General features: G+C 45.3%; 10 protein-coding genes and 1 pseudogene. 8 read left to right on the forward strand and 3 right to left on the reverse strand.

The window, feature by feature from the left end; genetic code table 11:
• Positions 1-7: 7 nt before the first annotated feature.
• From R7E00_RS16865 to R7E00_RS16875, 3 genes are read left to right on the forward strand one after another with little or no spacing between them, the layout of a single operon-like run.
• Positions 8-2,260, forward strand: coding sequence for a proprotein convertase P-domain-containing protein (locus R7E00_RS16865; RefSeq protein WP_170889981.1), 2,253 nt, complete (start codon positions 8-10; stop codon positions 2,258-2,260).
• A gap of 25 nt (positions 2,261-2,285) precedes the next feature.
• Positions 2,286-3,719, forward strand: a complete 1,434-nt coding sequence (locus R7E00_RS16870; protein WP_170889982.1) for a DUF1566 domain-containing protein — start codon at positions 2,286-2,288, stop codon at positions 3,717-3,719.
• Between the two features lies 1 nt (position 3,720).
• On the forward strand, positions 3,721-4,293 hold the full coding sequence (locus R7E00_RS16875; protein ID WP_017820503.1) for a DUF1566 domain-containing protein: 573 nt from the start codon (positions 3,721-3,723) through the stop codon (positions 4,291-4,293).
• Between the two features lie 101 nt (positions 4,294-4,394).
• Here R7E00_RS16875 and R7E00_RS16880 read toward each other — a convergent pair whose 3' ends face one another.
• Positions 4,395-6,038: a methyl-accepting chemotaxis protein gene (locus R7E00_RS16880; RefSeq protein WP_170889983.1), complete on the reverse strand. Its 1,644-nt coding sequence runs from the start codon at positions 6,036-6,038 to the stop codon at positions 4,395-4,397.
• A gap of 331 nt (positions 6,039-6,369) precedes the next feature.
• Here R7E00_RS16880 and R7E00_RS16885 point away from each other — a divergent pair, with 331 nt between their 5' ends.
• The 5 genes from R7E00_RS16885 (at position 6,370) to R7E00_RS16905 (ending at position 12,371) form a co-directional block, all read left to right on the forward strand.
• A complete protein-coding gene (locus R7E00_RS16885) occupies positions 6,370-7,191 on the forward strand; it encodes a phosphate ABC transporter substrate-binding protein (protein WP_005375153.1) in 822 nt (273 codons plus the stop codon).
• 100 nt (positions 7,192-7,291) lie between these two features.
• Positions 7,292-8,224, forward strand: coding sequence for a phosphate ABC transporter permease subunit PstC (pstC, locus tag R7E00_RS16890; RefSeq protein ID WP_005375154.1), 933 nt, complete (start codon positions 7,292-7,294; stop codon positions 8,222-8,224).
• Positions 8,225-8,246: 22 nt separating this feature from the next.
• Positions 8,247-9,110, forward strand: coding sequence for a phosphate ABC transporter permease PstA (gene pstA, locus R7E00_RS16895; protein WP_005383923.1), 864 nt, complete (start codon positions 8,247-8,249; stop codon positions 9,108-9,110).
• Positions 9,111-9,170: 60 nt separating this feature from the next.
• Positions 9,171-9,920, forward strand: a complete 750-nt coding sequence (pstB, locus tag R7E00_RS16900; protein WP_005375156.1) for a phosphate ABC transporter ATP-binding protein PstB — start codon at positions 9,171-9,173, stop codon at positions 9,918-9,920.
• 327 nt (positions 9,921-10,247) lie between these two features.
• Entirely contained in the window at positions 10,248-12,371 is a 2,124-nt protein-coding gene (locus R7E00_RS16905) for a GGDEF domain-containing protein (RefSeq protein ID WP_085569367.1), read from the forward strand.
• A gap of 128 nt (positions 12,372-12,499) precedes the next feature.
• On the opposite strand, the gene R7E00_RS16910 is transcribed toward R7E00_RS16905, so the two are convergent.
• Together R7E00_RS16910 and R7E00_RS16915 are read right to left on the reverse strand one after the other, a co-directional pair.
• Positions 12,500-14,146 carry a BatD family protein gene (locus R7E00_RS16910; RefSeq protein ID WP_205461267.1) on the reverse strand — a complete coding sequence of 549 codons (1,647 nt, stop codon included), beginning with the start codon at positions 14,144-14,146 and terminating at the stop codon, positions 12,500-12,502.
• A 4-nt stretch (positions 14,147-14,150) separates the two neighbouring features.
• Positions 14,151-14,462 (reverse strand): annotated as a pseudogene (locus R7E00_RS16915) (hypothetical protein); the annotation flags it as partial.

A 14,462-nucleotide genomic window follows, 5' to 3' on the forward strand; every position in this document is an offset into this window, starting at 1 on the left:
CGAAATCATGAAGCTAAAACCATTGGCGTTTTCACTGCTTATTGCATGTACCCCTGCGGCGCTGGCTGCAGAGTGGGATTATCCCTCAACGGATTCTGTGGTGACCAATGAAGCGCAAGCGAAAACTTATCTAGACAGCCACTACTCAGAAGCGGGCGAGTTTAAGTTCCGTTACAAAGCCCAGTCTCAGCTTGGTGAGCATTACAATTTTGATGTTTGGGTAAACGGTGAATATCAAGCACAGCGCACCTTAGTAGTAACAACTGATAAAAATCATCACGTTGTGCGAGTGTTTAAGAGCCTTGAAGATACGATAATTCGCAACGGTAAACCAACGGTTGCAATGGAATTGGAATCGCCTCGCCAACTGCAAGCACAAGAGCCACCGGCTCTGAGCTCTGGAAGTTTGGTTGATGTTGAGGTTTCTTTATTCAACCCAGATCTTCGTACTATGCAACAACAAGCGGCACCAGAATCGACGTGGTCAGCACTGTCTGATTACCCTCAGCCGATCGAGTACGTAACCAAGTCGATTGAGGTTTTAAAGTCCGGCGGTAAGTTCTATCTCTCTAACCCAAGATTAAAGCAAGTGGATGCGACGGGTTTATTTGCAGCCCCAGCACCTGGTGAAGCGCCTGTACTCGATACGTTGGACTTTCTCAGCGCAGAAGGAGTTCAAGCGTTTGACAGTGTTGATGAGATGCAAAGCACCGAGTTTGGTGACAATGCGTTCCCACAGTTGATGGCTTTTTATCATCTTGATAGCTCGATCCAATATCTGACAAGCCTGACTTACGACTTGTTTGACGAACCGCTTCGTTTTGACGCTCGCGGTTTATCAAAAGATAACTCTACTTACTATTACGGTCCGAAAGCACTCATGCTGGGTGTCGGTGGTGTTTCTCCGGATGCAGTCGATGCTGACGTAGTGATACACGAGCTTGGGCATGGCATTCATTACCAAATCGTACCGGATTGGGCGTACGGTCATACAGGGGCTATCGCAGAGGGTTTTGCTGATTACTGGGCGGGCAGCGCGAGCTACCGCACTCAATATTTGGATGCTTCGCGTCGTGGTCAAGAATTCGAGTTAGATACGGTGTTCAACTGGGACGGTGTGTTCGGAACACGCAAAACAACTCGTAGCTTATGGAACCAAAGAGCTCGTTACTTCGAGGGTTCAGAGTATCCAGCGCACGTTAGTGTGGGCGGTGAACTAGGCGACGAGTTATGGTCAACGCCACTGTTCCAAGCACTTAAAGCATCGGTTGAACGATACGGTGATGATACCGATAACGTGTTCCGCGAGTTTGACGCCATTGTACTTGAAGGCATGTACGGCATTGGTCGTGGCGTGAAAATGCATGATCTGGCGGAATCGACCGTGTTTGCCGCAAAAACTTTGTTCCCAAATAAAGATTACGCCCAATTCCTGACGGACAGCTTCAACAGACACAACTTACTTAAAGCGCCTCTTCGTGTTCGCTATGACGCTCGATACATCGCACAAGGTCAAGACGTTGGTTTGAGCCTGAGCCAAACTGGCCGCGAAGCGAGCATCAAAGGGCAATGGCAGTTAAACAACGCATCCGTTTTCGACTTTGATGAAACGCTTTCTGATTCGACCTCAATGAAGGTGGTGTTACCAAGCGGTCTAACATGTGGCACGCAATTCGATTCCTCTATTTCATTGGATTATCAATTTGCTGAAGGCCTAAAGACTCACCAGTGGAGTGATAAGGTGATGCTGGTTAATGGTACGCCAGAGCTCGATATCCAGCCTCAACCAGTGAACTCCGCTTTGCCGGAACAGGGCGACAGACTGTTCTCTCAGACGCTATCGGACAAGTCACGCACGATTGATGATTCGTTTGCGGTTTACCTGAACATCGAGCATGACTCACTGCAAGATCTGCAAGTGACGCTAGTGTCTCCACAAGGCAAATCGGTCGTGCTACTTAGCCATCAATCAAGCAATACCAAAGGATTTAAAGGTTACTTCACCGCTCAGTATGACGAGGAGTTACGAGCACTTGTCGGTCAACCGAGTTGGGGTACTTGGCGTCTCGAAGTGTCTGACCGCGTGTCAGGGAATTCTGGGGTGTTGAAAGAGTGGGGTGTGAGTCACTTTGCTCAGTATCAGTGTAGTGCTGATACCACTAAAGAAAGCAGTGGCGGTGATTCAGGTGGCAGTGGTTCGCCTTGGACCTTGTTAGGACTTGTCCTGCTTTCAATGGTGAGAGTGATTCGCTCTCGTTAATTAAAATCAAAAGAAGATAAAATCTATGAAGTTTCAATATTCTTTCGTTGCTATGTCACTAGCCCTAGCTGGCTGTGGCGGTGGTTCTGGTGGTGACACGTCGGCACCGACCTATGATGTAGCTGGCACCATCGTTTCTGCAGGTACACTTCTTGATACGCCAGTGTGCATCGATTTAAACCAAAACTACGTTTGTGATACGACCGAGCCGAGTGCTAAAACGGATAATGCCGGTAAATTTAGCCTGACTTCAAGCGACAAAAACGTACTAACCAGCACCATTCTTGCTCAAGTTGATCAAGGTTCGAACCAAACGTTGCGTCTTGCGGCTCCGGGCCAAAACTTAGCAACGGGTAACACGGTCAATGGTGTAACAACGTTGCTCGCAGGTCTTGTGGTTGACGGTAAAACCGTTGCTCAAGCTGAAGAGATTGTGAAAGCACAACTCACCGATGCCGGTGTTTCTCTGTCTGGAACGGTAATGTCTAACGCAGAAGCCAGCGAGCTAGATAAGCTAGAGCAAAACACGGTTGCACTATTAGCTGCAATGCAGCCACAACAAATGACCCAAGGCGTAGCGCTGCTTGCTCAAAGCCTTAGCTTCCAGGGTAAATCATTGGCCTCTGATCTTCTGTCTGAAGTGGAAGTGAGTGCATTTGCTGAAGAAATTGTAGCGGTTGCTGAACAAACGGTTGGTAGTAACGATACGGGCGCCGTTCTTTATTTTGCTGAAGGAGCAGCAGACGTAGCAGAGGTTCAAGCGTCTTACCCTGGTCAAGATGCGGAATACGGCTTCGACAAAGAGGACAAGCAAACGTCGACAGGCGCTGGCTTTAAGTTCGTTAAGCTAGATTCACAAGGTGCAGCTTTAGCAGCAGATGCGACTAAGTGGGCTTGTACTATGGACGAACGTACTGGTCTTGTTTGGGAAAATAAGAGTGCGGATGCGAGCTCAGTTCAATTTAAAGATCGCCTATTTGCGTTTGAGTCTGAAACATTTAAGCCGTATTACGAAGATCTTGAAGTCGTTGGTTGTGTGGATGCTGCTGATGGCATCTGTTCAACAAGCCAATATGTTGAACATATAAACAAGCAATCACTATGTGGCATTAGTGACTGGCGCCTACCAACATACCAAGAGTTCTACGATGTTCTCGACTTAGGTGAGACAGAGAAAGACGCCGACGGCAATGTCTATGGTATGACGACAGCTTACTTCCCTCAACAGGGTAAAGGCAGCCCAGACGCTAATTCAGGTGCTATTTGGCTAAGTGATTTCACATTTAATAATTACTCTCCTGCTAACTACGAAGGTGCACTTCAATTTGCAGTGATTGCAGCGAAGGGCGCTGACCGTGGCCACGTAAGCTTTGTTGAAATTTATTCTGACAAAGTAGAGCGTGACACAGGCACGTCATTCCAATTCCCAATCCGTCTAGTAGCAGTAAAGGGCCAATAAGATGAAGAAATTAATAACTGTACTATCTCTTGCTTTGGCTTCTCAAACTGTAATGGCTGCACAAGAGTGTTCTACTGACTTTGCTAAAACGGCACCTAACACGCGTTATACATATTCTGAGAGCGGTACCGTAACTGACCTGAAAACAGGTCTAACATGGATGCGTTGCCCTGTTGGTTCAACGTGGAATACGGCAAACGAAGCTTGTGATGGCGCTGCGACTAAGATGTCATGGCAGTTAGCGCTATCAACCGCTGAGCAAATCCGCAATGAATCAGGTAATCATGCTTTATATGACTTCGCTGGCAAAAAGAATTGGCGCATACCAAACATTAAGGAGTTAGTCGCGTTGACAGAACGTGCTTGCCATAGCCCTGCGATGAACGGCACTGCATTCGCAAGTGGCTACACGCTAGAGGTGGGTGACTATGCTGGTTACATCTGGAGTAACACACCAAACGGTGATGGCTCAAACGTTATGGTGTTTGATTCATTTAATGGTGAGGTTTACAACTGGAACCCACTAGAGTCAACGAACATTTCCTCTGTTCTGCTGGTTACTGACGAGGAGTAATCACCCCGTTGGATTTTCACGAATCCAGATGTTAATAAGCTCCGCCAGTGCGGAGCTTTTTCTTTTCTAACCTTTGGAACTTATCGTGTTGAGCAGAGTATTTAAACTTGGAACTGCTTAAGCTGATGTTTTTGGTTTTCCGCTAAGCCAGACAGTTCTTGCGCTGCTGCGGCTGATTGCGTAATGCCAGTTACGTTCTGGCTCACTAGTTCATAGATGTTCGTTAAGTTGTTGTTGATATCAGCCGTGACCTGTTTCTGCTCTTCTGATGCGGTTGCAACTTGAGTGTTGATTGAGTTCAGATCGGCGATAGCATTACTGATATTAGCAAGTGATTGGCTAACTTCTTGTGTCAGAGCTTGGTTGTCTGACAACATGGCTAAGCTGGAATGCATACTTTCATTTGCGTGACCAGATTGTTGCTGTAGCTCTTCTATAATGGTTTGGATCTCTTTGGTGGACTCCTGAGTTCGCGCTGCCAGCATACGTACTTCATCGGCCACTACCGCAAAGCCTCGGCCACTTTCGCCCGCTCGTGCAGCTTCAATCGCTGCATTCAGTGCAAGTAGATTCGTTTGCTCAGAAATACCTTCAATCACTTCGATCACGCGACCAATGTGTTCTGATTGTTCTTTTAGCGAAGTCACGACGGCAGCGGCTTCGTTAAGTTGTTCCGCCATCTTTTCACTTGCGCGAGTACTTTCCCCAAACATGCTTATACTTTGTGAGGTTAACGTACGTGCTTGATTTGATGCACTATCGGCTTCTTGTGCATTGGTCGATACTTCAGCTGCGGTCGACTCTAGCTGATTGATCGCCGAGGCTACTTGCTCAACTTCTTGCTTTTCTTGATCCGAGTTGACGCTGCTTTGAGTCATAACAGTTGCTAACTCGGTTGATGCTGATGCCACATCTTCACTAATGCGAACCAATGCGCTTACAGTTTCACGCAGTTTTTCTATGGTCTGGTTTACATCCCGAGCCAGCTGAGACACTTCGTTTTTCCCGATGGCTTCGGCCTTAACTAGTAGGTTTCCCTTCGCGACTTCCTGCATCGTTACTTGAAGGTTACGAATCGGCGCAACGATGTAGCTGGCGAGTACCCAACTAATAAGTGAAGCGGCACTCAAGATCACCGCAAGCGAGACGGCGCTGTAAGTTAGCGTGGTTGAATGTTGTTCGCCATTCGTTTCGACTTCATCGGTGACGATTTGATTCAATTGTTTAGATAGTTTGTCGATGGCGTTGATCATCGCTTCGCCAGCTAATCGATACTCAGCCATTGTAGATTCGTACTTTTGATTGAAATCAGAGGTGGTGTAATCAGAAGAGTGTTTAGTGGTGAGCAGAGGTGTCATGGTAACGCGAGTGAAATCAACATAGTGATTCATGGCCTTACGCATAGCATTGACTTCATTTTGAACGCCAGGGAGATTGTCGATGGAGTTAAGAAAATCGCGGTTTTTGTTTTGTCGCTCAGAAAGCTCTTGGTTGAGAGACTGAACATCTTCGGCTCTAAATAGACTATAAATGGCTTTGATGCGCATGGCGTAAGTGTTGTCTACGATGCCGCTAAGTTCCTCTTTGTGAATGATTAGCTTATGGGTGGAAGCCGAAACCTTATTGAATGCTTGATCGAGTTTACCGATTCCGACACTCAGTCCAATGATGAGTAATATAACTGTGAATAGAACAGGCAGAAAAACCTGAAGTTTAATAGAAAGCGTACTAAGAAATTGACGCATGAGATTGACCCTCTATCGGTTTGATTATTATCTTTTTTATAAATAAGCATTTCGATTTTAATTGTTACATTTGCTAAATCAATGAGTTACTCATATCTAATTGTTATGAAATGTACCAAAATCGATGGGGTTATCATCTTGAACATGAGGCAACGTTATAAAAACGTTACGTTCAAATTGAGAGAGGGATAAGTCGCGGAATTAATAGTTAGAAATGACAACGTGTCATAGAGGGTTCAACTAAGTGAAACACAACTGTCATATTCAAATTCTAAAGTGAGCACCGTTCAAGTGAAACACAACGGCAATAAAGCCACTTAAGGAAATTGTGATGAAAAAGACAGTAATCGGTGCAATCGCACTTCTAGGCGCAATGGCAGTGACTCCTGTTTCTGCTAAAGAAACTATCTCTGCAGTGGGTTCTAGCAGCGTAACTCCACTGATGGAAGTTTTCTCTGAAACGTACATGAAGAAGAACCCTAACGTATTTATCGAAGTTCAAGGTCCTGGTTCTTCAGCTGGTGTAAAAGCAGCGAAAAATGGTTCAGCAGACCTTGGTATGTCTTCTCGTAATCTAAAAGACTCTGAAAAAGAATCAACACTAATCGAAGAAGTGGTTGCTCGTGATGGTATCGCAGTGGTTGTTAACCCACAAAACAAACTGCCAGGTCTAACAGCCGAGCAAGTGACTGCAATCTACAAAGGCGAAGTATCAAACTGGAAAGAAGTCGGTGGTGCAGACAAGCCAATCGTAGCCATTACTCGTGACACAGCTTCTGGTACTCGTGGCGCATTTGAAGACATCATGTCTCTAAAAATGAAGATTTCTGGTAAGAAGGTATCAGCTATCTCTCAACGTGCTCAAGTTGCAAACGGTAACGGCGCACTGAAAACAATGGTTGCATCTAACCCATACGCAATCGGCTACATTTCTCTTGGTACTGTAGACAACACTGTTAATGCGCTAGCAATCGACGGCGTTGATGCAACGGTAGCTAACGTTAAAAACGGTTCTTACAAAGTAGCGCGTCCATTCCTTGTTCTTTACAAAGAAGGCAAGCCATCAACAGAAACGCAAAAATTCCTAGACTGGATGCTAACTGACGAAGCGCAAGCGCTAGTTGACCAAAAAGGTTACATCTCAGTTAACTAATCCCATCGGGACTCTAAAGTTTGCTCAGCCCAACGTTTCGGGCTGAGCCTTTTCTATCCATTGTGTTCAACGGCATTGCCCAGAACCGTGAGATTTTTAAATGACCATCGCAACAAATAGTGAAAAGCTTATGAATACTGACGCTAGAGCTATCAGCAAGTCAGGCCTACGCGAGAAGCGTCGTGTAGACTGGAAAGAGCGCATCTTCCACGGCTTGTTCCTAACGAGTGCCGTAATCGGCATTGTTTCATTGGCCGTTATTGCATACTTCATCGTTCGAGAGAGTATTCCGGCATTCCAAGAAGCAGGCGTATCGGGCATTGTCTTAGGACAAAACTGGTTACCACCTGCGCTTTACGGTGTCGCCACCATGATTGTGGCATCTATCGTATCGACGGCTGGTGCTGTCATTGTTGGGGTTCCAATTGGTGTTCTGACCGCCATTTTTATCGCTGAAATCGCACCAAAGCGATTAGCAGACATTATCCGTCCAGCGGTTGAGCTGCTAGCCGGTATTCCTTCAGTGGTCTACGGTTTCTTCGGTCTGGTTATTATCGTTCCATTGATTCAGAAAGTATTTGATGTACCTGCAGGTAACACTATCTTGGCCGGTATTATTGTTCTTGGTGTGATGATTCTACCAACAGTAATTACGGTTTCTGAAACGTCTATTCGCGCTGTCCCTCGTACTTATAAAGAAGGTTCTTTGGCACTGGGCGCATCGAAAATCTACACCATCTTTAAGTTGCTCGTTCCAGCGGCTCGCTCAGGCATCATGACAGGTGTGATACTGGGTATCGGTCGTGCGTTGGGTGAGACCATGGCGATTATCATGGTTATGGGTAACGCGCCGGCAATGCCAGAAGGCATCTTGGATTCGGCTCGTACACTAACTGCAAACATCGCTATTGAAATGTCTTACGCAAGTGGTGTTCACGCGAACGCACTTTACGCTACAGGTGTAGTACTTCTGGTCTTCATCATGTCGTTGAACGCTGTACTACTGTACCTAAACCGAGAAAAAGCGAAGTAATCGCTCGTTAAAGGTGACTATTATGGATCGCGCAAAACTAAAAAAAGCACGCCAGTTCAAAGATAATGTCTTTAACGCATTTGTCTGGATTTCGGCAGCACTAACGGTAGGTTTCTTGTTCTGGATTATCTGGTACATCCTATCAAACGGTCTACAACACGTAGATTGGAACTTCATTACTGATAACTATACGCGCACAGGTGAAGAGCACGGTATCTTCCCAATGATTGTGGCGACCATTTACATGGTTATCGCTTCTATCGCAGTGGCAGCGCCACTCGGTATCATGACGGCAATCTACTTGACCGAATACGCGAAAGTGGGCAGTCGTTTGGTGAAAATCATCCGATTCTGTACCGAGTCATTGGCGGGTATCCCGTCGATCATTTTCGGCCTGTTTGGTATGACTTTCTTCGTGGCGATTCTTGGCCTTGGCTTCTCGATTCTGTCGGGTGCATTGACGCTAAGTATCCTAATCCTGCCAGTTATCATCCGTACAACGGAAGAAGCGTTGATGGCAGTACCACAAACGTACCGTGAAGGCTCTTATGGCCTCGGTGCTTCTAAGATTTACACTATCTGGCGTTTGATTCTTCCGAGCGCAATGCCAGGTATCTTAACCTCGGTCATTCTAAGTATTGGTCGTGTCATTGGTGAGTCTGCTCCAGTATTCCTGACAGCAGGTATGGTTGCACGTATTCCTGATTCTTTATTGGATTCAGGTCGTACGCTAACCGTTCACCTATACAAACTGACTACCGAACTGTTTACCGTTGAAGAATGGAATCAGGCTTACGGTACGGCAACAGTGCTTATCGTAGTTGTTCTCTTGATCAACATGGTAACGAAACTGATTGCTAGACGTTTTAACACCGCAACTTACTAACAACACTAATTAAGAACGCACGTTAAAAGACACGAATTCAAGAATTAAGAGATTAAGACAATGAACAAATTTGATATTGAAAACCTAGACCTATTCTACGGTGACAACCAAGCACTGAAATCGATCAACTTACCAATTCCAGTTCGCCAAGTAACTGCACTTATCGGCCCGTCAGGTTGCGGAAAATCAACGCTTCTACGCTGTTTGAACCGAATGAATGATCTAATCGAAGGCGTGAAAATTACAGGTAAATTGGCGATGGACGGCGAAGATATTTACGGCAACATTGATGTTGCTGACCTTCGCATCAAAGTCGGCATGGTATTCCAAAAGCCAAACCCATTCCCGATGAGCATTTACGAGAACGTGGCTTACGGCTTACGTGCTCAAGGTATCAAAGACAAAAAGACAATTGATGAAGTGGTAGAGCGTTCGCTGCGCGGTGCTGCACTTTGGGATGAGGTGAAAGATCGCCTTAAATCACACGCATTCGGTCTTTCTGGTGGTCAGCAGCAACGTTTATGTATTGCACGTACAATCGCGATGGAGCCGGATGTGATTCTGATGGATGAGCCAACGTCGGCACTTGACCCAATTGCGACACACAAAATCGAAGAACTGATGGAAGAGCTAAAGAAGAACTACACCATCGTTATCGTGACTCACTCAATGCAACAGGCGCGTCGTATCTCTGACCGCACTGCGTTTTTCCTAATGGGTGAACTGGTTGAGCACAACGATACGCAAGTGATCTTTAGCAACCCTCAAGACGACCGTACTCAAGGCTACGTAAATGGTGATTTCGGTTAATCCACCGTATTTACAAGCATAACTAAATAACTATAAGCGATGGTAACTTTGCCCCTCTTAATGAGGGGCCTTTTTCTTTTTAAGTCGTAGGCTTAAAACATCTACCAACACAAAAATCTTGTAAATAAGTACAACTTTCCTCCCCAGTTTATAAAGCATGTAACTTATGTGAAACATGGCTTTAAAAGTGCTGAAGAGCTCTCGAATGTAACACTAAGTCTGATAATTTTGCGAATGACTTAACAGCTCAAATTTGAACGTATTGATTGCATATCATGGCCTAAGTAGTTTTTTATCGAGGATAAAAAAGTAGATTAGGTTGGTAGGGTGAGTTTAAGAAGTTTTACAAGAAAAGTGTCTTCAACGAGGGACCATCGGTTGCTAGCGGAGGCAATCTTTGATCATTTAGAGAGTCTGTTCTCCCCTCAAGCCCTCGCTATTTTTGAAGATCCTTCAATTAACCCTCGTCATTCAATGAGCTTCTCTCGCGGAGAGCTTTACCCAACCCAAAACTATCCTGAGACATTCTGGGAGTGGGCAAGTCAGTTTGATACCTCTGAAAGCATCATACCTCTGGCGATCAACACTTGTAACTGGAATCACACCCGAGATTTAGGCGGTGATAGTTACATCATGATGCTCGACAACACGCCTATCAAACGTACCTACCTACTGATTCAATCTGTACATGCTCGCACAGCACATAATATCTATGAAGAAAGTTACGACGCAATGCAGCTCGCAGCGGCGCGTTGGCAATGTATTCGTGCTGAAAAAAATGCCTCGAAAGAGATCAGGCACAGAGATATTCGTGAAGCGCAATATGTTGATGAGATTAGCCAACGCGAGCGCTTTATCGAAAATATGAAGTTAGTTCAGCAAGTTGCACTCGAAATCTCTAATCCTGATTCTTTAAAGGACTTGTACTACAAAGCCGTCGAAGCGTTACGTGAACGACTTGGGTTTGATCGCTCTACACTGATGCTTCTCGATATGAAAAAGCGCAGCTTCAGTGGTACATACGGCACGGATGAGTCAGGAATTACGATTGATGAATTTCACACACAATACGATTTACATCAACTTAGCGAGGAGTATATCACCGCGTTATCTAGCCTTGAGAGCAACTTAGTGATTGTAGAAGACGCGCCAATATACACAGCAGGCAAGGTCATCGGGCAGGGCTGGAATGCGATGTTGATTTTACGCGATGGCAATGAACCGTTTGGGTGGTTCGCGCTAGATAACTTTATTCATCGTAAGCCGATAACGGCATATCAAAAACAGATGTTGGACTCGTTTGGTTCACTCTTCTCTCAAATTTACATTCGTAAGCGCCAAGAACAAAACGTACGCATGTTGCATTCAAGCATGGTTGAGTTATCACGTTGCACTACTGTCAGTGGAGTATGCAAATCGGCCGTCACTTTCGCCATTAAAAATCTTGGTATTGATCGAATGGCGGTGTTTTTAACTGATGAAAATTGCTCTTACATGCAAGGAACGTGGGGTACCGATATTCAAGGTAACGTGGTGGATGAATCTTACTTCTTTGGCGAAACCCAAGATTTCTCTCTTATAAATTTGGCTCGCTCAATGCCAAACGAAGTCGCATTTGAAGAATCAGTGCCTATTTATCATGACTGTAATATTGTTGGCTTTGGTTGGGCTGCGATGACGGTATTGACTTCAAATAGCAGTGGTCCTATCGCCTTTATCGCTGTTGATAATTTGCTGACACGTGCGCCGTTAACTTCTCAGTTACGTGAAGTGATTCGTATGTTCGCGTCCAGCTTAGCTGAAGTATTGCAACGTACTCAAGCTCAAGAGGCGATTCGCGAATTAAACGAAAACTTAGAGCTGGAGGTTCAGAACCGAACAAAAGAGTTGGAGGAAGCCAATCGACAGCTTGAGGTACTTTCTAAGCTCGATCCTTTGACGCGTCTTGGTAATCGCCGCATGTTAGAACATGTGATGCAAAAATATTGTGCCCTAGAGTGTGAAGACGACATGTCGTTTGGCCTGATCCTGATTGATATTGACCATTTTGGCTTATTCAATAATCACTATGGTCATCTCGAAGGCGATATCGCATTGATGCGAATTGGCTATATCTTGGATCATCATACCAAAGGTGAAGATGAAGTTTTTTGCCGTATCGGAGGTGAGGAGTTTGCATTGCTCATGATTGGTTCTGAGCAAGAGGAGGCCCGACTGAGAGCAGAGTGCATTCGTCAGTGCATCGAGGGCGAGGGGATAAAGCATCGACATAACCCAGAAGGGGAGTTACTTACCGTTTCAGTCGGTTACTCCTGTTATAAAGCGAAAGGCAAAGACTTTAATTTCGACCATTTGTATCAGTTGTCGGATAAGGCACTCTATCAAGCGAAGAATCATGGGCGAAATTGTGTAAGGCGATACGAATACGAGCCCCAAGTGTTTGTTGAGTGAGTTATGTTCATAAGAGCAACTTGATAGGGAAGGGGCGGCGGTTGGTGCTCTAGATAAAACCGCTAAAGCAAATTTGGCCGGATAAGAGAATGGGCAGCTCATGAGAGCTGCCATTGTTATCTAGTTATTTATAGCTTTTCGAGTTGGTGGTCGGTTTTCGTTACGTTTGCTTTGCCAAGGTTTTGAATTTTCGCTAGCAGCGAATCAGGGCTCCAAGGTTGTTGGTTGGCACTAAAATACGCTTGATTCATGGCATTAAGCTCTTGCTTAATTGCTTGTACGTCACCAGGGTTTAACCTGTCTTGATGAGTGGTTAAATACTCATTTACAGAGCGTTCAATTTTCGCAGCATCGCCCTCTTCGATGACTTTTTTTAGCGCGTCGATGCAAAGTGGTTGTTCAGTATTTGAAACCGTTCCACTCGCTGTTATTGACCGCTTTTTCCATGCCCAAATAGCGATTCCCAATGTCATTACCCAAAGCCCTAAGAAAACAAAGGTTAATGTTCGCCAGAGACTGTTTACATCGCCGCTTGATTCAGGACTAGGGGCTGACACTAAAGGCGCTGAAAGAGGCGATTCCGGCAACGTGATTAGCCCAGTGTCATTTTTCTCTACGTCTAATGTTAGCTCTGGTAACGTTGTTTTCTTCGCTTCATCATTTTGACTGTCCCACCAGTTCAAGTCGTATCCTGGTAAGGTATATTTCCCGGCCTCTGTAGGAATAATGACTTGCTTCACCGTCATGGTAACGGTGCCATCTCTCGCGCTATCGAACTTAGGTTGTTCGGGATACACGCGCAGTGAACTCGGGTAACTAATATTGACTCGTGGCAGATATTCGGCTTGTGTACCGCGAGCCTTAACTTGAATGGTTCGAGTGAGTGAAGAGCCTTGTTTTACTGTGTTGATTGCGTTAGTCGACAATAGATTACCTTGATCGTCTTGCCAGCTCTGTGTCATTTCTAACGCTGAAGCAGGAAGCCATTCACCTTTAAATTCGCTCGGAATCGGTTTGACCGTGATTGGCATGCGTTCCGCTTTGGTGTTGATAGGCATTATTTTGGTTGAGCCCGTCAAGCTGTCGCCATAAATATAAGAACCGGTCAGTTTAGGACCTATCAAGGTATAAGTGCCTGGTTGATTTGCCGTTAAGCGAAACGACTGCTCTATGACCGCTACTTCTAACCCATTTAAGATCTTCTGTCTTTGTTGTAAGCCACCCAGTGCCTCAAGCTTCATGCCTTCAATCTGCGGAGGTACTATTTGCGGGTTATCTAGGCGTCGAGTGTCCGCTTTAATTAGAAGTTGTATACGTAATGTTGCAGATTGCTGAGGGTAGAGCGTACTGTTGTCGACCGTAATATTGAAGCTAAATAGATCATCAAGATTGGGGTCTGTTTGGCTCGCGTTGACACGTAGTTTGATCGGCTCCGTTTTCATGCCATCAGCGGAAAAACTTGGAATAGTCAGAACACCTTCTTTCATTGGTGCAATTGAGATACTCCACTCGGTACGCACTGATTTTCTTCCGTTAATGTTATTGCTAGAGCGGCCATAACGAGGTTGACCCAAGAAGAAGTCTTTCTCTAGAACATTGAAGTCGATTGAGTCTGAGCTGAGCTCAGTATCTGAAATGATTCTGAGGTTAATCACTTCATTCTTGGCTACTTGTGTTTTATTCACACTAGCTTGAAGTGTCTGTGCCATCACCGAGAAACTGGATATTAGGCTGGCCACAAAAATAAAGACCAGTTTTACGCCTTTGTTCATCACAGGCTTACCACTCCTTTTGAGATTGTTGTGGAGGTTGTTTTTGTTGCGCTTGAAGTTGCATTTGCGCACGGATCAAAAAGCTTGGGTCGCGAGCACTTTCTACTGCTTCTAGTCGACGGAACTCAGGATCATCCTGATGCATTTTTTCGGGATGCGCTTTAGCCTGTATTGGTTCACCTTGATCCTTCACTTGCTTGTCATCTCGTTGCGGTTGATGTTGTTCCGTTTTTTGTTTTTCTTTTTTATTTTCAGAATCTTGCTGATTTTGTGACTGTTGTCCTTGCGCTTCTTTCCCTTCGTTTTGAGACTTTTGTTG

The organism is Vibrio sp. Vb1755 (genome assembly GCF_033338635.1).
In the GTDB taxonomy this organism is placed as follows: Bacteria; Pseudomonadota; Gammaproteobacteria; order Enterobacterales; family Vibrionaceae; genus Vibrio; species Vibrio alginolyticus.

What these genes read in the sequence shown, in the direction of transcription:
- pstC (WP_005375154.1), top strand. Translation starts at nt 7,292, where the DNA reads ATGACCATCGCAACAAATAGTGAAAAGCTTATGAATACTGACGCTAGA.
- R7E00_RS16865 (WP_170889981.1), top strand. Translation starts at nt 8, where the DNA reads ATGAAGCTAAAACCATTGGCGTTTTCACTGCTTATTGCATGTACCCCT.
- pstB (WP_005375156.1), top strand. Translation starts at nt 9,171, where the DNA reads ATGAACAAATTTGATATTGAAAACCTAGACCTATTCTACGGTGACAAC.
- R7E00_RS16875 (WP_017820503.1), top strand. Translation starts at nt 3,721, where the DNA reads ATGAAGAAATTAATAACTGTACTATCTCTTGCTTTGGCTTCTCAAACT.
- R7E00_RS16870 (WP_170889982.1), top strand. Translation starts at nt 2,286, where the DNA reads ATGAAGTTTCAATATTCTTTCGTTGCTATGTCACTAGCCCTAGCTGGC.
- R7E00_RS16880 (WP_170889983.1), bottom strand. Translation starts at nt 6,038, where the DNA reads ATGCGTCAATTTCTTAGTACGCTTTCTATTAAACTTCAGGTTTTTCTG.
- R7E00_RS16885 (WP_005375153.1), top strand. Translation starts at nt 6,370, where the DNA reads ATGAAAAAGACAGTAATCGGTGCAATCGCACTTCTAGGCGCAATGGCA.
- pstA (WP_005383923.1), top strand. Translation starts at nt 8,247, where the DNA reads ATGGATCGCGCAAAACTAAAAAAAGCACGCCAGTTCAAAGATAATGTC.